We start from the raw sequence: 24,662 nt of genomic DNA, 5'->3' as shown, positions 1-24,662 counted from the left end.
TCCTTTGTTTTTTGCCGGCCAGGCAATAGGAACGTAGCTACATGATTCATGATAAATAATTTTCCGACTCTAGTTAACAGTTTTTGGGTAAAACACTAATATCTGAGGATATGTGGTACATCGTCTGACGAAACTCCTCAATTCATGTAGTTCAATGTCGCATTTTCCTTTTATATTCCTATTTTTGATTTATTCATCATTAATTAGTATAATAATTAATAGATTCCATATATAGGTAATTCAGGTAAACATATTCTTTTCGTTCCCTTGCGATCACGACTACGATTAGGAGGTTAATCATTTGCTGCCCTATTTTCCGGATGTAGCCGTCTATTCATCGAACTATTCATTGAAAATCAAATTGTCAGCTCACCTCAAAAACAATAGGGTATACAACCTGAAGAATCCCAAGGAGTTTCTGGATTTCGCCCGTAAAAACGACGGTTTTATCTTCGTATGGGAATTATCCAAGTCCACGCTATGCCATCTGCGGATTTTGTTGGCGAAACTGTGCGAACAGGAAAACAACATCGAAATTCTGTGCCTGTGCGGCGATGAGGATTGCGGGGAATTCATGAAAAAAATGATTTCTTATGCCAACGAAAAGCCGCTTCGGCTTCATTTTTCCGGCTATAATACGTTGTTGTCATCGATCAAATTGGCGTCCAGCCGCCTTCTGGAAAGCAAATTGGCCGCAATTGCCGAAAACGAAGACCGCCTGAACTACATTACGCTCAAGCATGACAACAAAAAGCTGATCCTGGTCGAAAATCTCATCAAATGCGTGGAGAAAACGGGCAAAAACGTTATTCAGGTGACCTTGTCCGACAACGAGAAGATCGACAGCACGTCCAATTTAAAAGACATCGCCAGCCAATCGACGCCATGTCTCTTTCAGTGCCATAAAAGCTTCCTGGTCAACATTAAATATATCCAAGCGATTTCCCCGAACGAATGGAACCATTACGACATCACCCTGGATGGCGAGCTGACGATTCCGCTGTCGAAAGGCTTCTTCCCGCACTTTACCGTTGCCAAAAACCTCCTTAAGTCTTCGGCAATCCAAACTTTTCGTTAAACGGGCGGGGCCTCCCCGCGGATCCAACCGCATACTCCCCATATACGTTTCAGGGGTCATTTTCAGGACTAATTGTTCCGAAAATGACCCCTTTTCGCGATCGTTCTTGAAAAGCCGACGGATTCAAAATATGATAAATTCATGAAAAAAATATCAAACCAGCGCCCGCTATGGCTAAACTACGCCCGGAGGTATCCCATGATCCGTCTTATTCAGAAATTAAAACGTTTGGACCAACAGTTATTTACAAAGGTGAACAGCAGCTTGCACCGGAGCATGGTAAATCACTGGCTTTATTATATTACCCATATTGGCGGCGCTTGGTTTACGATCTTGTTTTCCCTGTCCATGTGGCTTTTGGCGCCCAAACCGTGGAGCACATACGGACTGCAGGCCGGCGTGGCGCTCGCATTAAGCCATATTCCCGTAGCCGTGTCGAAAAAAACATGGCCCAGGCAACGGCCGTATTTGACGCTGCCGGGGACGAACACGTTTCGCAATCCGCTGACGGACCACTCATTTCCGTCGGGCCATACGACCGCCGTTTTCTCGCTGGTTACGCCCTTTGTGGCCGCATGCCCCGTTTTGGCTTGGGTTCTGGTACCGGTCGCTCTGTCCGTCGCCGTATCCCGCATGTATTTAGGCCTGCACTATCCCTCCGATTGCCTCGCAGGCGCGACCATCGGGACGGCCGTTGCCGCGGGGACGGTTGCATTATGGCCCTAAAGCGGATAAGGTGTAATTAGACCAAAACAAGCAGGAACAGGTGAATTGAGAGTGAGCAAAAAAAGGGTATTGTTATTATCTGAAGGCTTCGGTGCTGGACATACTCGAGCTGCGTACGCACTCTCAAGCAGTCTACGCAAACTCTCACCGAACGTTCAGACGAGAGTCCTTGAACTTGGAAGTTTTTTAAACCCGAAGGTTGCGCCTTTGATCATCACCGCATATAAAAAAACCGTGCTTTCGCAGCCCAAGCTGGTCGGCATGATGTACCGCCATCAATACAACAAATCATTGAACCGTTTTACGACGCTTGCGCTGCACCGCATTTTTTACACGCATACGAAAAACGTCGTCCACCAGCTGCGGCCGGATATCGTCGTCTGCACGCATCCCATCCCGAGCGCCGTCATCTCGCGCCTGAAGCGGCTCGGAGAGCAAATATTGCTGTGTACCGTCATCACGGACTATGACGCGCACGGCACATGGATCACCCCCCAGGTCGACCGTTTTTTGGTTTCCACCCAGGAGGTGCGGGCCAGAATGATCCACCAAGGGGTTCCCCCTTCCAGAATCAAGGTCACCGGCATCCCCGTCCATCCCAGCTTCTGGGAGCATCCCGGGAAGGAAGAAATCCGCGAACGCTTCGGGCTGAAGGACATGCCTACGGTCATGGTGATGGGCGGGGGCTGGGGCATCATGAACGACGAGGTCATCAACGATTTTTTGACCCGCTGGAAGGACAAGGTCCAGATTCTGTTCTGTCTCGGCAATAACGAAAAAGAGCTGAAAAAGCTGGAGCAGGACCCCAAATACAATCATCCCAACATCCATTTGATCGGGTTTACGCTCGAAGTGGACAAGCTGATGGAAGTGTCGGACCTCCTCGTCACGAAACCGGGCGGGATGACCTGCACGGAAGGTTTGGCGAAAGGCATCCCGATGCTGTTCCACCATCCCCTTCCCGGGCAGGAGGAAGAAAACTGCCATTATTTCACCGCGCAAGGGCTGGGCGAGCCGATTTCGTCGCTGGACGTCATCGTAAAATGGATGGACAAGCTCGTCGGCGATTTGGACGGCATCCGGCGGCGGCGGGAAGAGCAGCTGCAGAGCATTGCCCGGTACCGCCCGATGGAAAGCGCGCATAGCATCATCGAAATGCTGGATTCGAAAACGGTGTCCTCCTGAGAAGGAAGGCGCCGTTTTTTTGCGCTTACAAAAAATCCCCGCAAACGGGCCCCGCGGCCAAACCGGCCGGCGCACGTTCGCAGGGATTGTTTTTTGTTATAAAAGACCGGGCTGCATCGCAGCTCTAGGTTCCCTCGTTATTCCTGCCCGCTTTTGTTCGCTTGAGGCTTGTCCTGCAGGCGGTAATTGTCGAGCCGGTGTTCCTGGTAACGCTGCAGCGCTTTTTCCCCGACGATGGCCTCGCAGCGGTGGATGTTCACGCCTTGCCCGTGGAATTTCGTTTCGTATTCGGTCATGACATGCTGTTCGTTGGGACCTTCGCGGTGAAGGTTTAGCGAAATGTTCGTCATTTGCAGGCCGAAATCGGCAAAAGCGTTCAACGAAAACTCGAACAGCGTCTGCGAGTCGGTCTTGAGATGAATTTCTCCGTTTTCGTTCAGCAAGCGGCGATATTTCTCCAAAAAACGGGGATGTGTCAAACGGCGGCGGGCATGTCTCGCTTTAGGCCAAGGATCGCTGAAATTCAAAAAAATCCGCTCGATTTCCCCTTCTTCGAACACGTCCTCCAAAAATTCCACGTTCGCAAGCGCGAGCCGCAAATTCGGGGGCGTTTCGACATTCCGCTCGGACCAGGCCAAACGGGCCTTTTCGCTCGCCCGGCGGATCAGTTCGTCATACATATCGATGCCTATAAAATTAATGTCCGGATAACGGAAGCTCATCTGGCTGATAAACTGGCCTTTGCCCATGCCGAGCTCCACGTAAATGGGACGGTCGTTGCCGAATAACGTATGCCATTTTCCTTTATGGGACCGGGGATCAAGAATAACGAAGCCTGCCTGGGCCTCCAAATTCTCCCGGATTCCTTTTCTGCCGCGTAAACGCATTTCATACCTCCACTTTCATCGCTTTAATATCCGCGCAGGTATTCGCGGACAGCTTACTTGCAATATTGTGCCGAAGATACACTCAAATGTAAAGAGCATCCCCGGAAAAAAAGAAAAAGAATTCCGGCCACCCGGCAGCGATGCCAAGGGGCGCAGAATTCCTTTTCCAAATCTATTTGGAATTGGGGTCCAACGAATTCTTTGTTGTTAGTCTAACCTATCTTGATACTGAAAATCAAATGTCTTTTCGAAGGCTTTGCGAATTTTTCGATGCGCCTCCGCTTTCACCTCCGGATTTCCGTTAAATTTGACGCCCGTCAACGCAAGCGCCTCCTCCGGAGTCAATTCCACAGCAATTTTACCTTTTCCTGAAGCTTCTGCGGTTAAATAACTCATCATGATCACCTCACGGATTATGGTTGCCGAGATTCGTTTCTTTTATGAATCGGTGCCGGTTTTGCGAAAACAGGAGCGCGCCGACTCTCACTTTTAATATAACATTTCATGTAAGTTTTTTCAATAAATCATATGCCCGGCCGCCGATAAAAATGACTCGGTTTCGCCCTCTCATACCCTTCCCCGATTTTTTTTGCTACAATAGAGCAAGCAGTAAGCCATAACGTTTTAACCTTTGCTGATACGCCAAAAAGGAGCACCTTCACATGCATTCGAAAGCAGCAAGCCCTCCGCTTCTATGGGGAGATAAAAGGTTCCATACCTGGAATTACGAAATGCGCCGCGAGTTCGACGAAAAGGTGTTCAAGGTCATGCTCGATGCCGGCTTCACCTGCCCGAACCGCGACGGCACGATCGCCAGGGGCGGCTGCACGTTCTGCAGCGCGCGCGGATCGGGAGACTTCGCCGGCAAACGCCGTGACGACCTCGTCACCCAATTCAATGAAATCCGGGACAAACAGCACCTGAAATGGCCGAACGCGAAGTACATCGGATATTTTCAGGCTTACACGAATACCTATGCGCCGTTAGAGGTGCTGAGGGAATATTACGAAACGATCCTGCGGCAGCCCGGCGTCGTCGGCTTGTCGATCGCGACTAGGCCCGATTGCTTGCCGGACGATGTCGTCGAATATTTGGCCGAGCTGAACCGGCGGACCTACCTCTGGGTCGAAATGGGGCTGCAAACGGTCCACGATTCCACTTCCGAGCTGATCAACCGCGCCCATGATACGAAATGTTTCGTGGATGCCGTCGCCAAGCTCCGCAAGCATGGCATCCGGGTCTGTGCCCACATCATTTACGGACTTCCGCAGGAAACGCATGAAATGATGCTCGAAACCGGATACGAAGTATCCAAAATGGGCGTGCAGGGGATCAAGATCCACCTGCTCCATCTCATGAAAGGCACGCCGATGGTACGCCAGCATGAAGCCGGCTTGCTCCGCTTTCTGGAGGAGGACGAATACATCAAGCTTGTCGTCGACACGCTCGAGATGCTGCCGCCGGACATGATCGTCCATCGCCTGACGGGCGACGCGCCGCGCAAGCTGCTGATCGGACCGATGTGGAGCCTCAATAAATGGAAAGTGCTCAACGGCATCGACGCCGAACTGAAAGCGCGGGATACATGGCAAGGGAAATATTGGAGGAACGCGTAAATGGGTTTTTTATCCGTACTCAGCTTCGCGCATAAGCAAATCGAAGGACGCCTGGCGCCCGGAGACATCGCCGTCGACGCCACGGTCGGCACGGGAGCCGACACGGCGTTCCTCGCCAAGGCCGCAGGGCCTAAAGGCCGGGTGTACGGCTTCGATATTCAAGAGCAGGCGCTTCGCCTTGCCGAGGAACGGCTGTCCCGGGAGCCTGCCGGCGGCATGGCTTCCGTTTCCCTGTTTCTTGCAAGCCACGCGCGGATGACGGCATACATCCCCCCGGAGTGCCGGGGCCGCGTCGGCGCCGTCATGTTTAATCTGGGCTATCTGCCTGCGACGGATGCCGACAAACATATCATAACGAAAACGGAAAGCACGCTTGAAGCGCTGGAAGCCTCGCTTTCGCTGCTCCGCCCCAAAGGGATCATTACGGCCGTGCTGTATCCCGGCCATGCCGGCGGGGCTGCCGAAGCGGAAGCGGTGACGGCCTGGGCCTCAAGCCTGCCCCAGGATACGTGCCAGACGGTGATGTACAGGCAGCTTCAGCGAAACGACGCGCCGTACGTCGTCGCGATCGAAAAAAAGCGGTAAACCGCGGGTGGCACATCCAAGCATGTGCGCCTGAAACATATAGATCTCGGATCTGACGAATCCGAATGCAAGCGGTTTGATTCAACGAATCATGTTCAGATTAATGACTTGAAAGGAAGATGCAGCTATGACACAACCTTATCCATTATTGTTCCAACCCGAATTCAAAGAACGCGTATGGGGCGGCCGCGCCCTTGAACGTTTCGGCCTCACCCCTCCGGAAGGGCATATCGGCGAAGGCTGGATGATCGCCGATCATCCGAACGGCACCACGACCGTCGTCAACGGCGAACTGGCCGGAAAAGGACTCGATCAAATCCGCGAAGAGCTCGGCAAGGAATGGTTCGGCAGCAAAGGCTTTTCCGAGAAAAACGGGCGTTTTCCGCTCCTGATCAAGCTCCTCGACTGCAACGACAACCTGTCCGTGCAGGTTCACCCGACGGACGACTATGAAGGCCTGCCGAAAGGCGAGCTCGGCAAAACGGAAATGTGGTACGTCCTCGACGCCAAACCCGGGGCCAAAATCATTTACGGCCTGAAGGAAGGCGTCACCCGCGAAAGCATGAAAGCGGCGCTGGAAAACGGAACCGTCATGGATACGCTGCGCGAAGTATCCGTCGAAGCCGGCGACACGTTCTACATCCCTGCGGGTACGGTTCACGCCCTTTGCGCGGGCGTCGTCGTGGCGGAGATTCAGCAAAACTCCGATACGACCTACCGCATTTACGATTATGACCGTCCGGGCCTGGACGGCAAACCGCGCGAGCTTCATATCGAGGATTCCCTGAACGTTACCGCGTTCGAAGGCTCCGGCGCAACGACGATGAAAACGGGCGGCCTGGGTGCCGGAGAATGGCTGCAAATCGCCAAATCGCCTTATTTTATCGTGGAAAAAGGCATCGTGGACGGCTCCTGGAATTTGAACACGACGCCGGAAAGCTTTACGATCCTGGTCGTATGCGACGGCAGCGGCAAGCTGGGCTGGAACGGCGGTTCCCTGGACATCAAGGCGGGCCAATGTTTCCTTCTTCCGGCCAACCTCGGCGCATACACTTTGGAAGGCAACGCAACCGTGCTTCGTTCTTATTTGCCGGAATAATCTATTCGCTTTTATATATTTTCGAACCTCGGCAGCCGATCCTGCGGCCGGCCTGAGGGTTCCTAATGGATAACGAGGAGGGATGGCGCATGCTTGAGCAGACCTTTGCGATGACAGATCCGCATGGAACGAAGCTTCATGTCTATCAGTGGCTTCCCGATCCGGAGGCCGAAATCGCCGGCATCGTCCAGATCGCCCACGGCATGTGCGAAACCGCCGAACGTTACGGCCGCTTCGCTTCGGCGCTGACCGGCAAAGGATATGCGGTATACGCCCATGACCAGCGCGGACACGGCTTGACCGCCGGTTCGCTCGAGCGGCTGGGAGACGTCGGAGAAAACGGATTTCAGCTCATGGTTCAGGATATCGTCCAGCTGGGCCGGCTGGCGCGAGCTCAGCATCCCCGCGTCCCCTTGTTCCTGATGGGGCACAGCATGGGATCCTTTCTCGTGCAAAAGGTCATCATGACGCAATCGGACGGGTACGACGGTTTCATTTTATCCGGCACCAACGGTCCGCGCGGCATGCTTCGCGCAGGCAAAACGCTGGCCTCCCTGCAGCGGGCGCTGCAGGGCGATTCGCATCGCAGCCTGATGATGAACGCCATCGTGTTCGGCGGATTCAATAAGGCCTTTGCCCCTAACCGCACCCGGTTCGATTGGTTGTCGCGCGACCCGGCCGAAGTCGACCGTTACATCGAAGACCCCTACTGCGGGGCGATTTGCACGACAAGATTTTTCCGGGATTTTTTCGGCTTGCTCCAGGAAATCCAGCAACCGGAAGGGTATCAAGGCATTCCGAAGCATAAGCCCGTCTACCTGTTCAGCGGGGAAAAAGATCCGGTCGGCCTGAACGGCCGGGGGGTCCGCCGCCTCGAAGCGGTTTACCGCAACCTGGGTCTGGCCGACGTGGAATGCCGGCTCTATCCGGAAGGACGGCATGAAATGCTGAACGAAGTCAACCGGGACGAGGTTACGGCGGACGTCATCGACTGGCTCGACCGCCATACCCCGTCTTCTTCGCAAACGAGTTCCGGAGAGGAAGCATAACCCTTTCCACGCAAAAACGCTCTCGGTTCCATAAAGTTCGACTTTATGGCCGAGAGCGTTTTTTTTCGTTAAGGAATCAGCTTTGCGCCGAGCCGGCCGGTTCCAGCTCCATCGTGTAATAGACCGGCTGCTCGCTGTCATCCTGCTGGTACAGCACCATCAGAAGCTGCCGCAGCGGCGTTCCTTCCGGCGTTTCGCCCGTACCTCCCGCCAGCACGTCTTCCAGCCTGAAAGGAAGCACCTCCAGAACGGCATGCTTTTGCAGCTCCCTTTCGCCGATTCCAAGCCCCGCGAAGCTGCCGGATACGTTTTCGGGATGGTCCAGCACCCGCCGCATTAGCGTGCTCCACTCCTGCTTATCGATCGGCTCGCTCCACCAAATTTTGCGCGGCTTGTATTTGTGGTTCAGGAAATAATCCAGCTTCATCAGGCCCAGCGCCACGTCCATCCGCCGGATGCCCCGATGCGCGAGAAAAGCGGACAGGCGCGTGAACAGATCCTCCAGCTGGTGGCCGATTTTTTGCCATCCCTGCCCTTCCCAATAATCGCCGAATTCCTGAAAGAAATCGAACGGCGAGTCGAATTCATGCTTCATTAAATAGTTCAGCGTATGATCCATCCGGTGCGCGTTCCAATATTTCTCGAGCACGTCCTCGAGCCTTTTCAGCCGCACGATGTCTTCGAACGGAAGCTTATGGCTGCCGAGAATTTCGTAAGGCGCCTGATCCATGTAAGTATATTCGTATTTTTCGGCGTCGCGCCGGAGGCCGGTCCCGCGCAGCATTTTCAGGAAGCCGAGCTGCAGCTCTTCCGGCCTGAGCGCAAACACGTCGTTGAACGTTTTTCGGAACGTGTCGTAATCTTCCTCCGGCAGGCCCGCGATCAAATCGAGATGCTGCGCGATCCGGCCGCTGTTTTTGATGATATTGACGGTCCGGGACAGCTTCTCGAAGTTTTGCCGGCGTTTGACCAGCACGTTGGTCGGGTCGTTGGTGGACTGCACCCCGATCTCGAAGCGGAAGATGCCGGGCGGCGCGTTGTCCGCCAAAAATTGCAGCACCTCGGGACGCATGATGTCGGCCGTAATTTCGAACTGGAAAATGCAGCCGCGGTTATTTTCGATCAGGAACTTGAACATTTCCATCGCATAGCTGTGGTTGATGTTGAAGGTCCGGTCCAAAAACTTGATCACTTTGGCGCCCTTGTCGATCAAATACGTAATATCCGCTTTGACCCGCTCAATGTCGTAATAACGCACCCCGTTTTCGATGCTTGACAGGCAAAACTGGCATTGGAACGGGCAACCCCGGCTTGTTTCGAAATAAACGATCCGTTTGCCGAGGTTCGGAATGTCCTCCTGAAAACGGTGCGGGGACGGCAGCGAATTCAAATCGCTTTTCGGGCGGGGCGGATTGATGATCACCTCTTCCCCTTTCCGGTAGGCGATGCCGTACACAAAATGGTATTTCCGGTCGCCTTCGATCACCTGCAGCAGATGATGGAACGTCTCCTCGCCTTCGCCCATGACGATAAAATCGACGCCTTTCGCGCGCTCCATCCAAAACCCCGTGTCATAAGACACTTCAGGACCGCCGAGGACGATTTTGACTTCGGGCATGACCTTTTTGACGATGTCGATCACCCGGAGCGTCTCTTCGATGTTCCAGATGTAACAGGAAAAACCGATCACGTCGGGGCGCCGCTGGAACAAGTCGGAGACGATGTTCATCACCGGATCTTTGATCGTATATTCCGCCAGCTCAATGTCAAACGCATGCTCGCTGTAGGCCTTCAGGAGGCGGATCGCCAGCGAGGTGTGGATGAACTTGGCGTTTAAGGTCGATAAAATGACTTTCATGGGTTCACATTCCTTCTATTATTCATAATCGCCGTCGTAACGGTCGTCGCCCATCTCCCGGAAAAAATCCAGGAACGGCTTGCCGTATTTGCGGTATTTCACTTCGCCCACGCCTTTTACTTTCAGCATGGCTTGTTCGGTCTGCGGGCATACCACGCTCATCTCGCGAAGCGTCGCATCGTTGAAGATGATATAGGAAGGCACGCGCTCCCGCTCCGCAAGCTCGCGCCGGATCAGGCGCAGCTGTTCGAACACCGTCTCGTTGACGGCCGACGGCGAATAGTCTCTCCGCGAACTGCCGGAGCGCCCGCCCGTACCGTCTCCGGAAGCCGCCTTGGCCGGCAGGCGCTGCATCACCTTCCGCTGCCCTTTCAGCACCTCCGCAGCCAGCGGCTGAAGCTTCAAGACCGGATATTGTCCCTCCGAGAGGGATAAGTACCCTTCCGAGGCCATGACGTTGATGATCTCCGAAATTTCCTTTTCCGTCCGGTCCGACATCGCGCCATAGGTCGACAGCTCATCGAACCGGTATTGAAGCACTTTCTTGTTGCGGGAGCCCTTCAAAACGGCCGCCACCATGGATACGCCAAACCGTTCGCGCATGCGGTGGATGCAGGAAAATATTTTTTGCGCATCGATCGTCATGTCGACCAGCTCGCGTTCGTCCGTACAGGAGCTGCAGATCCCGCAAGGCTTGTCCTCATGCTTTTCCCCGAAATAATCGAGCATGGCGCTGCGCAGGCAGCGTGTCGTATAGCAGTAATCGACCATCTGCTGCAGTTTGCGGTAATCGTTGGCTTTACGCTCCGGGTCCTGCGGATTTTGCTCGATCAGAAACTTTTGCGTGATGATGTCCTGGGCGCCGAACAGCAAAATGCACTGGCTCGGTTCGCCGTCGCGGCCCGCGCGGCCCGCTTCCTGGATGTAAGCCTCCATGTTTTTCGGCATGTTGTAATGGATGACGTACCGTACGTTCGATTTGTCGATCCCCATCCCGAATGCGTTGGTCGCCACCATGACCCGGATATCATCGTACAGGAAAGCCTCCTGGCTTGCCGCCCGCTCCTCGTCGCTCATGCCGGCATGGTATCTCCCCGCGGCCAGCCCGTTGCTGCGCAAACGTTCGTACAAATCGTCCACGTCTTTACGGGTGGCGGCATAGATGATTCCCGGCTGATGCAAATGAACCTCGGCATATTTCATGACAAAATCGCGCTTGTTTTCCCCGCGCAGCACCGACATCGCCAAATTATCGCGGCTCAGCCCCGTGACGAACACTTCGGGCTTTTCCAAACGGAGCAGCCGAACCATATCGTCCGTGACCTCCGGCGTGGCCGTGGCCGTAAAGGCGGCGACGATCGGCCGGTCGCGAAGACTCTCGACGAACGGCGCCACCGCCAGGTAGCTCGTCCGGAAATCATGCCCCCACTGGGACACGCAATGCGCCTCGTCCACCGCGACGCAGGAGATGGAAAGCTGGTTCATCTCGTCGCGGAACCATTCGACCTCCAGCCGCTCCGGCGCCACGTACAGCAGCTTCAAATCGCCGCGTTTGGCGGCGCGGATCCGCTCGTTGACTTCCTTGCCGCTCAGCGTGCTGTTGATGTACGCAGCCGGAATGCCCATCGCCGTTAACGCATCCACCTGGTCCTTCATCAGCGAAATCAGCGGCGAAACGACCAGCGTCAGCCCCGGCAGCATCAGCGCCGGAATCTGGTAACAGATCGATTTGCCCCCGCCCGTCGGCATGATGCCAAGCGTATCGTTTCCTTCCAGCAGACTGAGGACGATCTTTTTCTGGCCCTCCCGGAAATCCGGGTACCCGTAATAGGTTTGCAGCTGCTGCTGCGCCCTCTCCATCGTCATCGTTTCCACACTCATATATTTAAAAACTCCTAACGAAATCTAGTTCAAAACCGTTACTATTAAGTTTACCGGGCTTTCCGGGAATGAGCAACCATCCGAAGGAGGCACGGCCCCAACAAAAAAAGTAAGATAGCCCGGTATCAGGGCCTCGATTTCAGCCCGTTCTCGTATTTTTTCGGAGCCCGGTGCAACAAACATCCTTTGCATTTAAAAAACCGGCACGAATGCCGGCTTTGTTTACATTGCATGAATCGCTTATTCCCCTGCCCTGGGTTCTCCCGATACGTCCCAGCGGTTCTGGTATTCTTCAAGCAGCGGGTGTACCCGCTCCGGGCGCTCCGACAAAATGAGCCGCAGCCGGACGATCCAGTCTTTAAAAGAAGCGTAGGACGCAAACAGGTTTGCCATGTCCGGCGTCAGGTACAAAAAATGCGGAGCCGGGTATTTCTCCGTCAAATGGCGCAAAGCCGTGTCCATCGGGGTATATTTTTTCCGCTTGGCTTCAAATCCCTCGATCACGGCGGAGGAACGATGTTCTTCCTTCCAGCTCTCCAGCTGCCGCTCGCGTTTGTAATAAGCACTGACGGCAGCCTTCAGCATGCGTTTGGCCGTTTCTTCATGCAGCGGATACAGCACCAACCGCGAAAACGCGCGTTCTTCCGCCGTTTTCTCCGCTTTAAGCAGTCCTTGGACGGTGATGTCCTCAAAGGCATCGTAAAAAATCAGCGTCCCCTTGTTTTGCTCTGCGGGAGGTTCATAGCCGTAAGGAACCGTCACGGGCGTACGTCTCATGCTTCCGCATCCCCCAGATGCTCGCGGCAAAACGCCTCGATCATCCGAACCTCGTCCTCTTCCAGATCGAAGTCGAGATAACGGTCCGTCGATTTTTCGTACAAATCGTATTTGACGAGATTTCCGCCCTCTTCCAGCTCGTTATAGATGGCCCGGACGTACAGCCCGTTTTCGGAGTAAAGCTCGTCGTCCTCCGGAACCTCGAGATCCAGCTTGTATTCGTAACGTTTGCCCGCCAAAATGCGGAACGGGTCTTTAATATGCTCCACCTCATATTCGGTAATCGTCAGCATGATGTCATCCTTTCTCAGCTTAAATTCAGCTCGTTGCCGCCGCTTGTTGCGTTCCTTCTTATTCTAACAGACATGCTCATGGAACATACACCTTTTCCCGCAGCCGCGTTTTCGTACCGCTTAGGGAAGTCAGGAGCCCCTTGACGGTGAAGGCGCTGCTTTCCCTTCTAATCGATCACCGGGATGCGTTCCGGATGTTCCAGCAGTTCAAACATCAGGCGGATCTGCGCTTCCGTATTGCGGCTGCGCGATAGCTTGGGAAGCTCCTCCCTGCCAAAAAACCTTACGCCGCTCGTCTCCACGCCTTCCTGCGCCCGGCCCCCCGTAATCTCGCATTGAATAAACATTTTATAGACATGATAGGGAGCGGGCGGATTATGTTTCTGGTTGTCCATCACGGCCAGCAGACGCAGCGCCTTCACCTCGTAACCCGATTCTTCACGCACCTCTTTGACCGCAATTTCGGTCGGGGACAGCAGCAGGTCGGCCCATCCGCCCGGCAGCGACCACTCCCCGTCTTCCTTTTCGCGAACCAGCAAAATTTCGCCATTTCGAATGACGACGCCCCGGATATCCACCTTCGGGGTGGCATAGCCGTGTTCGCCCGCAAACAATTCGGCCAGCTTGCCGGTTTCCACTTCCGTATATTCCGCCATGATCTCCAGGCTGAGCGCCCGCAGCTGCTCGTACCGTTCCCTGTCGTATACGTCCTTGGCGTAGGCGAGTCCCGTCTGGGCAATGCCCTGAATTTGCTTGGCCCAATCAAGCCATTTGAGTGGTTTCTCCATACTGCGCACACGCTCCTTCGCATTAAAAAATTTATATTTTTCATTGAGAAAGATTATCACTACCCGAATGAAGTGTGATACAATGATGTAAGAATCGCAATCAACACCAATGGTAAGGAGTCGACGAGCATGGTAAACCCATCGGCCCAATGCGCCGAGCTGCGCATTGACGATTATTTGGATTTGCTGAATCTTGCCAAACAGCTGGACGACGCCAGATGGCAAAAAGAGATCATCCGCAAGCTGGAGCGTCTTCAACACAAACATTTTGCCCTAAATTCATAGAATAGCAGCATCGCTATAACTCAATTCCAATTCTAGCGGATATTATTTTTTTGTTGAAAATAACATTCGCTTTCCGATCGGCGGCTCCTTCAACGGCCGTCTTTTTTGCTGCCAAAAAACGAAAAAACGCCGCTGGTGACGAACGATCGCGAACCCTCGGTTGATTTTGGTTAAGAGAATACTATAAAATGATGGAAAGCAGAAGAAAATTTTGTAAATCGAAACAGGAGTGACCGATGGAAAATCAAGAGCCGACGCGGCTTACCCGCCCCAGGAAAAGGAAAAAAAAGCGAAAAGGAAAAACGTGGCTGCTCGTTACGCTGATCTGCCTGCTGCTCGCGGCAGGAGCCGGATATATCTTCCGGAAACAAGTCGCGCTGCTCGCTTTTGATACGCTGATGAAAGATACCGTTGCCGAGACGCTTGACCAATCCTATGAAAAAATCGACGAAGAGGTAAAACCGGAAAAGGTTCAAAACCCGTTTTCGATTTTGCTCCTTGGCACGGATGAACGCAAAAACGAACCGGGACGTTCCGATACGATCATCTTTTCCGTCGTGCGTCCGAAGGACGGCAAAGTCCTGCTCATCTCCATCCCGCGGGACACCTACACCGAAATCGCCGAGGAAAACAAAAAAAGCAAAATCAACGCGGCGTATGCCCGCGGCGGGATCAAACGCAGCGTCGACACGGTGGAAAACCTGCTGGGAAGCAACGTCGATTTTTACGCCACCATTAATTTTCAAGGCCTGAAAGACGTCGTCGACAAGCTTGGGGGCGTGCGTCTCCCGATCACCAAAGTGATCGAAAACAAACAGAAATACCACGAAAAGCTCCGGATCGAGCCGAACAAACCGATTTACGACGGCAAGGACGCGCTCAGCTACGCCCGCTACCGCGAAGACTCCGACTTTAACCGGACGATGAGGCACCGCGTGCTGATCGACGCGATTCTGGCAAGAGCGCTTGAAATCAAAAATATTACGAAACTGCCGGATTTGATGAAAGTCGCGGGAAGCAATTTCAAAACGAACATGACCTCCACCTTTATGATCGATCTGGCCAAAACCTTCTATGAAGGGGGCAGCATGCCGGCCATCAGCAATTACATGCTCAAAGGCAAAGGAGCCATGCGCGACTCCCTTTGGTATTACGATCCGGACGAAAAAGACATCGAATATATTCGCAAACTGATCGACAATTGGCATGATCCGAATACGCCCGCCGATCAACTGATCGAGCCTGCTTCGGATGATGACAAAGCGAAAGCGAGCGGGAACTCATAACATCATACGTCAAAAAGGCCCGCTTGTCCTTCCGGTCTCCGGAAGAACGAGCGGGCCTTTGCTATGGCGGGCTTCAGCGCTTTTCGATGCCTGCCGCCCTCTCAGAGGTTTCCGTTAAGGTATTCGCTTTGCCCCACCCTCGCAAAAAAGCCGCCCCGGTCGCAACCTTCGGGCGGCTTTAAGTTCCTAGTAAGTGTTATGAATATCATTAACCTTCGAGCAGCAGCGATTCCGGATCCTCCAACAGTTCCTTCACCGTTACCAGGAAGCGGACAGCGTCGCTGCCGTCTACGATGCGATGGTCGTAGGAAAGCGCGATGTACATCATCGGACGGTTCTCCGAACGTTCCGCATCGATCGCAACCGGACGGAGTTGGATTTTGTGCATGCCGAGGATGCCTACCTGCGGCGCGTTCAGGATTGGCGTGGACATCAGCGAACCGAATGTGCCGCCGTTCGTAATCGTGAACGTTCCGCCTTGAAGTTCGGACAATGCCAGCGTGTTGCTGCGCGCTTTGGAAGCGAGCGAAGCGATTTCCTTCTCGATATCGGCGAAGCTGAGGCGGTCCGCATCACGGACGACCGGTACGACGAGACCTTCCTTCGCCGCGACGGCGATGCCGATATCGTAATATTTTTTCACGATGATGTCTTCGCCGTCGATTTCGGCATTGAGCAGCGGGAACTGCTTCAGCGCGCCGACGACCGCCTTCGTGAAGAAGGACATAAATCCGAGTCCGATGTCGTGTTTATCCTTAAACGCATCCTTGCGGCGTTTGCGGATGTCCATAATCGCGGTCATATCCACTTCGTTGAAGGTAGTCAGCATAGCGGCCGTGTGCTGTGCTTCCACCAGACGTTTGGCGATCGTTGCCCGGCGGCGGGACATGCGCTGACGTTCGGCAGGTTTTCCGGGCTGGCCGGTTACGGCCGGCGCTGCCGTTTGCGCTGCAGGCGCTGCGGCTGCCGGACGAGGAGCCGGAGCTTCCGCGTGGTTTCTCACGTTTTCCTGGAAGATGCGCCCTTTCGGATCGCGGTTCACCTGTTCCAGATCGATGCCTTGCTCACGGGCCAGTTTACGCGCCGCCGGAGAAGCCGCAAGGTACGTTTCCCCTTCCTTCGCAGGCTCGGCCGGTACGCTTGGCGCCGCCGGAGAAGCCGGAGCGGCTTTTTCTTCCGCTTTCGGCTCTTCCTTGGCCGGCGCGGCGGAAGCTGCGGCGGCAGCTTCGCCGCCTGCCGCCAATCTTCCGATCACTTCGCCGATTTGGACGGTTTCGCCGTCTTTTCTCAAAATCTTTTCGACGACGCCGGACTCCTCCGCGCTGATTTCCAGGTTAACCTTGTCGGTTTCCAGCTCAAGGAGCACATCCCCCTGATTGACGGCGTCCCCTTCCTGAACATGCCACTTATAAATTGTTCCCTCGGTAATCGATTCACCCATTGCCGGTACTGTAATTTCGCTCACGGCCTGCTACCTCCCCAATGCGATGTTATGCTTGATAGATTTTTGGTTCAAAGCTGTAGATACGATCTGCTGCTGCTCAAAGCTGTGTACCTGCTGGAAGCCGCTGGCCGTGCTCGAACGTTCAGGACGGCCGTTGTAGTTCACAGGCGTGCCTTGAGGCGCCAGCTTGCGGAGATGAGGTTCGATGTAACGCCATGCTCCCATGTTTTCCGGTTCTTCCTGTACCCACAAAATTTCTTTGGCATTCGTATATCTTGCGAAAATATCGCGGATTTCTTGTTCAGGGAACGGATACAGCTGCTCCACGCGCACGATATGCAGCCAATCATGCGGTCCCTCTTCCTTGCTGAGCGCTTCCTCGAGTTCGACGGCGATTTTGCCGCTGCAAAGAATGAGTCGCTCGACGCGTTCCGGATGTTGGCCCAGTCCTTCCTGCTCAAGCACGCGTTTGAAATGCCCTTCGCTCAGCTCCTTGCCGCTGGATGCGACGCGGTTGTTGCGGATGAGGCTCTTCGGCGACATCACGATCAGCGGACGCGCGTCTTCGCTTTCGGTCAAGGCCGCCTGACGGCGGAGCAGGTGGAAATATTGAGCCGCGCTCGTCAGATTGACGACGGTAAAATTCTCTTCTCCGCCAAGCTGAAGGAAACGTTCCAGGCGGGCGCTGGAGTGCTCAGGCCCCTGTCCTTCGTAGCCGTGAGGCAGAAGCATTACCAGGCTCGATTTTTGCCCCCACTTCGAACGTCCGGCCGAAATGAACTGGTCCGTAATGACCTGCGCGCAGTTGGCGAAATCGCCGAATTGCGCTTCCCAGATCACCAGCGTTTCCGGGGAATATACGTTATAGCCGTATTCGAATCCGAGCACGGAGGCTTCGGACAGCGGGCTGTTATGAATCGCAAAGGATGCTTTCGCCTGCGGCAGCTCATGCAGCGGGCAGTAGGTCGATCCGTTTTTCACGTCGTGAAGCACGAGATTCCGGTGCGCAAACGTTGCGCGTTCGGCGTCCTGTCCCGTAATGCGGATCGGTTTGCCGTCGGCGATGATGCTGGCGAACGCCAGCGTTTCGGCCAGGCTCCAGTCCACCTTTTCCCCGTCGTTCAGCGCCGTTTCGCGGCGTTCCAAAATGCGCTGCAGCTTCGGATAAACGTTGAAGCCTTCAGGCCGCTTCAGCAGGTCGGCGTTGATCTCGCGCAGCTTTTTCAGCGGCACCCCGGTTTTGATCGCTTTGATGCGATCCTCCGCAGGCGTCTGCTGATGCGAAGTCGCCGGCTCCTGCTCCTGGTCCTTGATTTTGTCGTACGCTTCCTTCATGCGGTTCTGCACGCCCTGGATCAAGCGGCTGTTTTGCTCCTTGCTGACCAGGCCCTGTTTCTCGAGCAAGCCCGCATAGATGGAGGCGACGCGCGGATGGCTTTTCACTTTATCGTAAATGAGCGGCTGCGTCGTATCCGGATCGTCCGTTTCGTTGTGGCCGTAACGGCGGTAGCCCACCAGGTCGATCAGGAAATCCTTCTTGAATTTGTTGCGGTATTCGCATGCCAGGCGGATCGCTGCGATGCATGCTTCCGGATCATCCGCGTTGACGTGGACGATCGGAATTTCGTACCCTTTGGCCAGGTCGCTGGCATAATGGGTCGAGCGCGAATCACGGCTTTCGGTCGTAAATCCGATGTTGTTGTTCGCAATGATATGGATGGTGCCGCCGTTCTGGAAGCCCGGAAGCTTGTTGAAGTTGAGCGTTTCCGCCACGATGCCTTCGCCAGGGAAAGCCGAATCCCCGTGAATGAGCACCGTTGCCGCCTTGTTGACGTCCTGCTGCGGGTAACCCGGCTTCGAACGGTCTTCTTGAGCCGCGCGCGCGAAACCTTCGACGACCGGATTGACGAACTCCAGGTGGCTCGGGTTGTTCGCAAGCGTGATGCGGGTTTGCACGACGCTGCCGTCCTTCAGGACGCGTTTGGCTCCCAGGTGGTACTTGACGTCGCCGGTCCATCCGAAGTTAATGCCCATCGAACCTTCGGAAGGGAACAGCTTTTTGTTCGGCGAGTGATGGAATTCGGAAAATATCTTTTCGTAAGGCTTGCCGAGCACGTGCGCCAACACGTTCAAGCGGCCGCGGTGGGCCATCCCCATCAGGATATGCTCCGCTCCGTCGTCGGCCATGCTCTTCACCAGCTCGTCGAGCATCGGAACCAGCACGTCGTTCCCTTCGATCGAGAAACGTTTCTGCCCGACGAAAGTGCGGTGCAAAAATTCTTCGAATTGCTCGACTTCGATCAGTCGTTCCAGCAGGTTCACTTTCTCCGTTTCGCTCAGCGGCGCCGGGAAGATGCCGCTTTCGACGTGGCGGTTCAGCCATATGCGTTCTTCGGTTTCATGCACGTGGCTGAATTCGAACGCAATCGTTCCTGTATATGTTTGACGCAGTTTCTGGATCGCTTCCCAGCCCGTTTTGACGTTCTCCGGCGCCCCGTCCCAGATCAGGGATGCGGGAAAAGCCGTGAGATCGGCCTGGCTGAGACCGTATTGTTCAGGTTCAAGCACGCGCGTATCCGGCTTCGGAATGATGCCGAGCGGATCGATGTCGGCCGCCAAGTGGCCGTATGCCCGGATGTTCCATACCAGCTTGCCGGCATCCACGCCCTTTTTCAGCATGCTCGGGTCAAACGGCGCGCCGGCAGATACTGTGCTTACAGGCGCCGTCTGTGCCGATGCCATCGGAGGCGCGCCCCATGTTTCAAACACTTTGCGGTACGTTTCGTCTACCGATTCGGGATCGTTGACGTAACGTTCGTACTGCTCCTGAACATAACCCAGATTGGGACCGTAGTAAGATTCCCAGGCACCCTGCGTTTGTGTGTCGCTCTTATTGGTTATCATCGCTAAAGTAATACCTCCGCCTTGATTTTTTAATAGTCATATAGAATGAGAATCGTTCGAATCATTCAATCTATACGTTGGACGGAAATCTGAAAAAATGATTCTTGTAAGCCGTTTCAGCAAAATGTAAGCGGCTCAATTTCTATTATAAACAAATCCTCTCCATACCTGAAATAACCATTTAATATAGTTATGATCTAAAAAACAGATCAATCGGGACAAAAACGCCCGTTTGCCCGTCAAACGATATGGCAACATTGACAGCACCCATGCAAAACCGGCATCGATGCATGACGCCCATGGAAAAATGGGCGCCGTTGACGGGCCCGGGTACGGGACGATCGGTTCTCTACGCCTCGTCAAAAAGCGAAAGCTGATCCGGCGGCAGCGCGGGCACGTCCAAGCCGAATAAACGCATCAGCTGCATCGCGTTGTCCGCCGCGTCTCCGCCGGAGTTGTTGTTGAACACGATCCAGCACGTCTGCGTCGATTCGAGCAGCGTCATAATATTCGCCTTCCATTCCGAAAGCTCCCGCTCGTCATAGCGGTACAAGTATCGAACCTCTCTCCAGTTCGGCTGGCCGCCGGATTGCCATCCTGCAGCGTTCCTCCCGTGCAGGCGGACGAGCGTGAAGTCCTCCCGCGTCGGCGCAAGGACCGTCGGGATGGAGCCCTCCCCAGCCTGAGGTTCGTCGCACACCGAATGAATCCATCCTTCCTCGCGCATAAAGGCGAGCGTCTTCTCCCGCATCTCCCCGGCAAACCAGCTCTGATGGCGGAACTCCAGCGCAAGCGGCAGCCCGTCCATCCACTGCCGGGTTCTGCGCAGCACTTCCACGTTTTTGCGGCCGCAATCGAACCAGGGCGGATACTGGAACAGCACGGCCCTCAGCTTGCCCTCGGCTTGAAGCGCTTCCGCGGATTCCCGGAACGCCTCAAACATCGATCTGGCGTCCGGGAACGGGATTTTGCCGCGGGTATGTCCCGTCATCCCCTGATAGGCTTTGACGATAAATCCAAAGGAATGCGGCGTCTGTTCGCTCCATTTTTGCATTCTTTCCGGCGTTGGAATCGCGTAAAAAGAGCTGTCGAGCTCCACGATCGGAAAACGGCGGCCGTACTCCTTGAGCTTGTCTCCCGTTTTCGTCCCGGGCGGGTAAATGCCGTCATGGTCTCCCCAGCCCGCAAGGCCGATTTGGACCTGTTTGTCGCTTATGTCTGCATGTTTCAATGGCAATCGACTCCATCATGACTTAGTATGACCAACTATTTCCTTCCAATAACGTTATACCCAAAAAACGGGCTTTCCGCTTTTGTCTACGAAATAACTCCTTGCTCCCACACGGATTTCAAGATTTCATCGGCCGTCTGTTCGGCCGTCATCGACGAAGAATCAAGCCACATGCCGATCCGCGGGGTTTCGCCGAGCAGCACTCCATGCAGCCCTTCCACCGTCCAGTCCCCGTAGCCTTTTTTGGCCCGTCCGGCTTCCCTTTGCGCCACGACGGAAGGATCGGGGTTTAACACGACGACGTAAAAAGGGCGGCTATGTACATAAGAGACAAAATCCTGAAGCATCCTGCCGATCACCACGTCCTGCACGACCACGTTGTATCCCGCGGCAAAATAGGCATCGGCGGCCTGCGCGGTCAGCCGGTAGCGCAGCGAAAGCTGCTCAAGCTCCGCTTGGCCGGCATCCGGCCGCACCTCCCTGCGATCGTTTACGATCATTTTTCGGAACACGTCCCCGCGCAGGTGCACCGATCTGTCCAATCGTTCGGCCAACAGCTGGGCGACGGTCGATTTTCCGCTGGCCATGATCCCCGTGATCAAAATGATGGCCTTCCGGCTGGTTTCCATCGCTTCGGCTCCTCTCTTGAAAAAACGTAATTTAGTCTTTCTACTGCTAGTATACAAAAGGCCCGCCGGGTTTAGGAGCGTTTATTCGAAAGCTAACGCAAAAATAACCCCGCAATTCGGGGCTTTCCAAAATGAGCAAAAAGAGCCCGCTGCCATCGCAGCGGACCCTCGCAATTTCGTTGCTATTAAGCTTTGACCTCGTCTTCGCGTTCGGCGCCGTCCGGCACCGGAATGCCGAAATTCGGCGTCCCGTCCTCGTTCCAGGTAAATACCTGGGCTCTCGTATGCCGGTTCGGATCGTACAGCGGATCTCCCGTAATTTCTTTGTAATTGCGGGCATGGTAGACGATGACGTCCTCCCCGTCCTCGGAGACGGTGAAGCTGTTGTGCCCCGGCCCGTATTGCCCGGTCGCTTCCGACGTTTGGAACACGGGCTCCGGCGACTTCACCCAGGAAGCCGGGTCCAGCAGATCCGCCGATTCGTCGGCGTACAGCAGCCCCATGCAGTAGTTATGGTCGGTGGCGCTGGCAGAGTAGCTGATGTAGATGCGTCCGTTGCGTTTCAGCACGGCGGCTCCCTCGTTCACCTTAAAGCCGATCACTTCCCACGGATACTCCGGCGTCGAGATCATGACCTGCTTGCCCTTCAGCGTCCATGGGTTGCTCATTTCCGAAATGTACAGATTCGAATTGCCTTCGATTTCCGGATCCTTTTGGGCCCAGACGTAATAGCGCACCCCGCGGTGTTCGAACGTGGTGGCATCCAGCGCGAAGGATTCCCACTGGGTACGGACTTGCCCTTTTTCGACCCACTCGCCTTCAAGCGGATTCTCCGACCCGTTCTCCAAAACGTACATCCGGTGGTCGAACAGCCCCTCCTTCGTTTCGGTGGTCCGGGCGGCGGCAAAATAGATGTACCATTTTCCGTCGATATAATGAATCTCCGGCGCCCAGATGTTCGCGCTGAGCGGGCCGGTTTCGTATTTGCGCCAAGCCACGACCGGCTCGGCTTCCGCCAGCCCTTGCAGCGTTTTGGATCTGCGGACTTCGATGCGGTCGTATTCCGGAACGGAGGCCGTAAAATAGTAGTAATCGTCGCTATGCTTATACACCCAAGGATCGGCACGCTGCAAAACGATCGGGTTGTTGTATGTTCGGTTTCTCTCCATATCAGGTTCTCCTTTATAACGTATTACCGATTTTTCGGACCGGGGACCGGTCCTTTTTCTGCGCTTGCTTTGCCCCCTCTAGCCCCATTTCGGAGCAAAAGGATACGGACAAGCGGAATCCAGCAGCCGGGCTTTTACGGCAACGAGGCACCCGCAATATTGGCATGTCGTGCCATATTGAAGCCCCGGGCAGCGTTCGCACTGGGCGATCCGCTGCCGGTATACCTCCTCGGAAGCCGTTTCTCTGCCGCGCGTCGCAATCTCGACGAGCCGCTCCAGCTTTTCCGGCGAAACCTGGACGCTCGCGCTGCATCCCTTGCAGCCTTCCTGACGCTCCATGACGGCTCAGCCTCCTTTTTCCCCGCCTGTCGGCATTGGGGGTTATGGCGCTATCAATAATTATTGAATAGCCAGCGTGACCACCGACATCGCCGGAAGCTTCACGTTCAGCTTGCCGCCTTCCACGGCCGCGCCGTTGAATGCCGCCGGCGCAACGACGTTCGGCTGCTCGAACGTGTTATGCGCGTTCAAGCGGTCCGCCGTCAGGATCGTACCCGACACCTGCGGATTTCCGGCTTGAAGCCCGCGAAGCTCCAGGCTGACGACGGCTTCGTTTTGATGGTCGATGTTGACCAGGCTGACATGGACTTTGCCCTCGGCATCCTTGGAAGCCGACACGGTCACCTGCGGCAAGGTTTCCCCGCCCATTTCATACGTGCCGATCGAACCGTCCACGGCCAGCAGCTCGGCGTCCTGATGCACCTTGAACATATCGAACACGTGATACGTCGGGGTCAGGATCATTTTTTCGCCTTCGGTCAAAATCATCGCCTGAAGCACGTTTACCGTCTGGGCAATATTCGTCATATGCACGCGGTCGGCGTGTTTGTGGAAAATGTTGAAATGCACGCCCGCCACGAGCGCGTCGCGGATCGTGTTTTGCTGATACAGGAATCCCGGGTTCGTTCCAGGCTCAACGTCGAACCATGTGCCCCATTCGTCGATGATCATGCCCACGCGTTTCTCCGGATCGTATTTGTCCATGATCGTGCTGTGCTTCGTGATGAGTTCGTCCATATGAAGGGCCTTTTTCATCGTGATGAACCATTCGCCTTCTTCGAAGTCAAGCGCCGATCCTTTGCCAAGCCAGAAATCGCCCGGAATCGTGTAATAATGCAAGCTCAAGCCGTCCATGAGCCAGCCCGCGTTTTTCATGAGCACTTCGGTCCAGTTGTAATCGTCCACGTTGGCACCGCCGGCGATTTTGTAAATTTTGTTGTCGCCGTAATTGCGGACGTACGTCTGGTAACGGCGGTACAGGTCGGCGTAATATTCCGGACGCATGTTGCCGCCGCAGCCCCAGTTTTCGTTGCCGACGCCGAAATATTTCAGCTTCCAAGGCTCTTCTCTGCCGTTTTCCTTGCGCCAGTTGGCCATCGGGGATTCGCCGTCGAACGTCATGTATTCGACCCACTCGGACATCTCCTGAACGGTCCCGCTGCCGACGTTGCCGCAAATGTACGGTTCGCATTCCAGCAGGTCGCACAGCAGCATGAATTCATGCGTGCCGAAATGGTTGTTTTCGACCACGCCGCCCCAGTGCGTGTTTACCATCCGTTTGCGGCTTTCTCTCGGGCCGACCCCGTCCTTCCAGTGGTATTCGTCGGCGAAACAGCCCCCCGGCCAGCGCAGAACCGGCACCTTGATGTTTTTCAAAGCTTCCAGCACGTCATTGCGGATCCCTTTCGTGTTCGGAATCGGGGAATCCTCTCCGACCCAAATGCCTTCGTAGATGCATCGGCCGAGATGCTCGGCAAAATGGCCGTAAATATGTCTGCTGATTTTTCCTTTTGCAATGTCCGTGTTGACGATAACGTTATGCATATTCTGAA

The 24,662-nt window shown here is 54.8% G+C and carries 23 protein-coding genes; 9 read left to right on the top strand and 14 right to left on the bottom strand.

The window, feature by feature from the left end; translation table 11 throughout:
- Positions 1 to 301 precede the first annotated feature (301 nt).
- The 3 genes from AC27KL_RS09205 (at position 302) to AC27KL_RS09195 (ending at position 2,989) form a co-directional block, all read left to right on the top strand.
- A complete protein-coding gene (locus AC27KL_RS09205) occupies positions 302 to 1,078 on the top strand; it encodes a LytTR family DNA-binding domain-containing protein (RefSeq protein ID WP_487169494.1) in 777 nt (258 codons plus the stop codon).
- 198 nt (positions 1,079 to 1,276) lie between these two features.
- Positions 1,277 to 1,804 carry a phosphatase PAP2 family protein gene (locus tag AC27KL_RS09200; protein WP_487169493.1) on the top strand — a complete coding sequence of 176 codons (528 nt, stop codon included), beginning with the start codon at positions 1,277 to 1,279 and terminating at the stop codon, positions 1,802 to 1,804.
- 51 nt (positions 1,805 to 1,855) lie between these two features.
- Entirely contained in the window at positions 1,856 to 2,989 is a 1,134-nt protein-coding gene (locus tag AC27KL_RS09195; protein ID WP_487169492.1) for an MGDG synthase family glycosyltransferase, read from the top strand.
- A gap of 137 nt (positions 2,990 to 3,126) precedes the next feature.
- Here AC27KL_RS09195 and trmB read toward each other — a convergent pair whose 3' ends face one another.
- Together trmB and AC27KL_RS09185 are read right to left on the bottom strand one after the other, a co-directional pair.
- On the bottom strand, positions 3,127 to 3,876 hold the full coding sequence (gene trmB, locus AC27KL_RS09190) for a tRNA (guanosine(46)-N7)-methyltransferase TrmB (protein ID WP_036708440.1): 750 nt from the start codon (positions 3,874 to 3,876) through the stop codon (positions 3,127 to 3,129).
- 207 nt (positions 3,877 to 4,083) lie between these two features.
- The gene (locus AC27KL_RS09185; protein WP_036708437.1) at positions 4,084 to 4,272 is read right to left on the bottom strand and encodes a hypothetical protein; all 189 of its coding nucleotides are present in this window, start codon (positions 4,270 to 4,272) and stop codon (positions 4,084 to 4,086) included.
- Between the two features lie 266 nt (positions 4,273 to 4,538).
- On the opposite strand from AC27KL_RS09185, the gene mnmL reads away from it, so the two are divergent.
- The 4 genes from mnmL to AC27KL_RS09165 all read left to right on the top strand — a co-directional run bounded on the left by mnmL (position 4,539) and on the right by AC27KL_RS09165 (position 8,225).
- Positions 4,539 to 5,492, top strand: a complete 954-nt coding sequence (mnmL, locus tag AC27KL_RS09180; protein ID WP_212949132.1) for a tRNA modification radical SAM protein MnmL/YtqA — start codon at positions 4,539 to 4,541, stop codon at positions 5,490 to 5,492.
- The gene (gene mnmM, locus AC27KL_RS09175; protein WP_212949134.1) at positions 5,493 to 6,077 is read left to right on the top strand and encodes a tRNA 5-(aminomethyl)-2-thiouridylate-methyltransferase MnmM; all 585 of its coding nucleotides are present in this window, start codon (positions 5,493 to 5,495) and stop codon (positions 6,075 to 6,077) included.
- 127 nt (positions 6,078 to 6,204) lie between these two features.
- On the top strand, positions 6,205 to 7,176 hold the full coding sequence (locus AC27KL_RS09170) for a type I phosphomannose isomerase catalytic subunit (RefSeq protein ID WP_212949136.1): 972 nt from the start codon (positions 6,205 to 6,207) through the stop codon (positions 7,174 to 7,176).
- Positions 7,177 to 7,265: 89 nt separating this feature from the next.
- On the top strand, positions 7,266 to 8,225 hold the full coding sequence (locus AC27KL_RS09165) for a lysophospholipase (RefSeq protein ID WP_487169491.1): 960 nt from the start codon (positions 7,266 to 7,268) through the stop codon (positions 8,223 to 8,225).
- 76 nt (positions 8,226 to 8,301) lie between these two features.
- On the opposite strand, the gene AC27KL_RS09160 is transcribed toward AC27KL_RS09165, so the two are convergent.
- The 5 genes from AC27KL_RS09160 to AC27KL_RS09140 all read right to left on the bottom strand — a co-directional run bounded on the left by AC27KL_RS09160 (position 8,302) and on the right by AC27KL_RS09140 (position 13,822).
- Complete coding sequence (locus AC27KL_RS09160; protein ID WP_487169490.1) at positions 8,302 to 10,083, bottom strand: B12-binding domain-containing radical SAM protein; 1,782 nt, start codon at positions 10,081 to 10,083, stop codon at positions 8,302 to 8,304.
- A gap of 18 nt (positions 10,084 to 10,101) precedes the next feature.
- Positions 10,102 to 11,964, bottom strand: a complete 1,863-nt coding sequence (gene recQ, locus AC27KL_RS09155) for a DNA helicase RecQ (RefSeq protein ID WP_487169489.1) — start codon at positions 11,962 to 11,964, stop codon at positions 10,102 to 10,104.
- A 240-nt stretch (positions 11,965 to 12,204) separates the two neighbouring features.
- Positions 12,205 to 12,741, bottom strand: coding sequence for a hypothetical protein (locus AC27KL_RS09150; RefSeq protein ID WP_212949144.1), 537 nt, complete (start codon positions 12,739 to 12,741; stop codon positions 12,205 to 12,207).
- On the bottom strand, positions 12,738 to 13,034 hold the full coding sequence (locus tag AC27KL_RS09145; RefSeq protein WP_339321980.1) for a DUF6509 family protein: 297 nt from the start codon (positions 13,032 to 13,034) through the stop codon (positions 12,738 to 12,740). Before AC27KL_RS09145 ends, AC27KL_RS09150 begins: the two co-directional genes overlap by 4 nt.
- A gap of 167 nt (positions 13,035 to 13,201) precedes the next feature.
- The gene (locus tag AC27KL_RS09140) at positions 13,202 to 13,822 is read right to left on the bottom strand and encodes an NUDIX hydrolase (protein ID WP_339321981.1); all 621 of its coding nucleotides are present in this window, start codon (positions 13,820 to 13,822) and stop codon (positions 13,202 to 13,204) included.
- Positions 13,823 to 13,951: 129 nt separating this feature from the next.
- Between AC27KL_RS09140 and AC27KL_RS09135 the strand changes: the two genes are divergently transcribed.
- Both AC27KL_RS09135 and AC27KL_RS09130 read left to right on the top strand, forming a co-directional pair.
- Positions 13,952 to 14,107: a hypothetical protein gene (locus AC27KL_RS09135; RefSeq protein ID WP_197069936.1), complete on the top strand. Its 156-nt coding sequence runs from the start codon at positions 13,952 to 13,954 to the stop codon at positions 14,105 to 14,107.
- A gap of 236 nt (positions 14,108 to 14,343) precedes the next feature.
- A complete protein-coding gene (locus AC27KL_RS09130) occupies positions 14,344 to 15,393 on the top strand; it encodes an LCP family protein (protein WP_487169488.1) in 1,050 nt (349 codons plus the stop codon).
- 208 nt (positions 15,394 to 15,601) lie between these two features.
- Here AC27KL_RS09130 and odhB read toward each other — a convergent pair whose 3' ends face one another.
- The 7 genes from odhB to AC27KL_RS09095 form a co-directional block, all read right to left on the bottom strand.
- Positions 15,602 to 16,858 (bottom strand): 2-oxoglutarate dehydrogenase complex dihydrolipoyllysine-residue succinyltransferase, encoded by a 1,257-nt coding sequence (odhB, locus tag AC27KL_RS09125; RefSeq protein ID WP_487169487.1) that lies wholly within the window; start codon positions 16,856 to 16,858, stop codon positions 15,602 to 15,604.
- A gap of 6 nt (positions 16,859 to 16,864) precedes the next feature.
- Positions 16,865 to 19,741, bottom strand: coding sequence for a 2-oxoglutarate dehydrogenase E1 component (locus AC27KL_RS09120; protein WP_487169486.1), 2,877 nt, complete (start codon positions 19,739 to 19,741; stop codon positions 16,865 to 16,867).
- 349 nt (positions 19,742 to 20,090) lie between these two features.
- A complete protein-coding gene (locus AC27KL_RS09115) occupies positions 20,091 to 20,978 on the bottom strand; it encodes a DUF72 domain-containing protein (protein WP_487169485.1) in 888 nt (295 codons plus the stop codon).
- Between the two features lie 80 nt (positions 20,979 to 21,058).
- Positions 21,059 to 21,601, bottom strand: coding sequence for an AAA family ATPase (locus AC27KL_RS09110; protein ID WP_487169484.1), 543 nt, complete (start codon positions 21,599 to 21,601; stop codon positions 21,059 to 21,061).
- Positions 21,602 to 21,786: 185 nt separating this feature from the next.
- A complete protein-coding gene (locus AC27KL_RS09105) occupies positions 21,787 to 22,770 on the bottom strand; it encodes a glycoside hydrolase family 43 protein (protein ID WP_487169483.1) in 984 nt (327 codons plus the stop codon).
- Between the two features lie 78 nt (positions 22,771 to 22,848).
- On the bottom strand, positions 22,849 to 23,109 hold the full coding sequence (locus tag AC27KL_RS09100; protein WP_339321988.1) for a hypothetical protein: 261 nt from the start codon (positions 23,107 to 23,109) through the stop codon (positions 22,849 to 22,851).
- A 60-nt stretch (positions 23,110 to 23,169) separates the two neighbouring features.
- Entirely contained in the window at positions 23,170 to 24,654 is a 1,485-nt protein-coding gene (locus AC27KL_RS09095) for an alpha-N-arabinofuranosidase (RefSeq protein ID WP_487169482.1), read from the bottom strand.
- Positions 24,655 to 24,662: the final 8 nt, after the last annotated feature.

Source organism: Paenibacillus sp. YAE3 (assembly GCF_057546105.1).
This window is presented reverse-complemented; position numbering and strand designations above follow the sequence as displayed.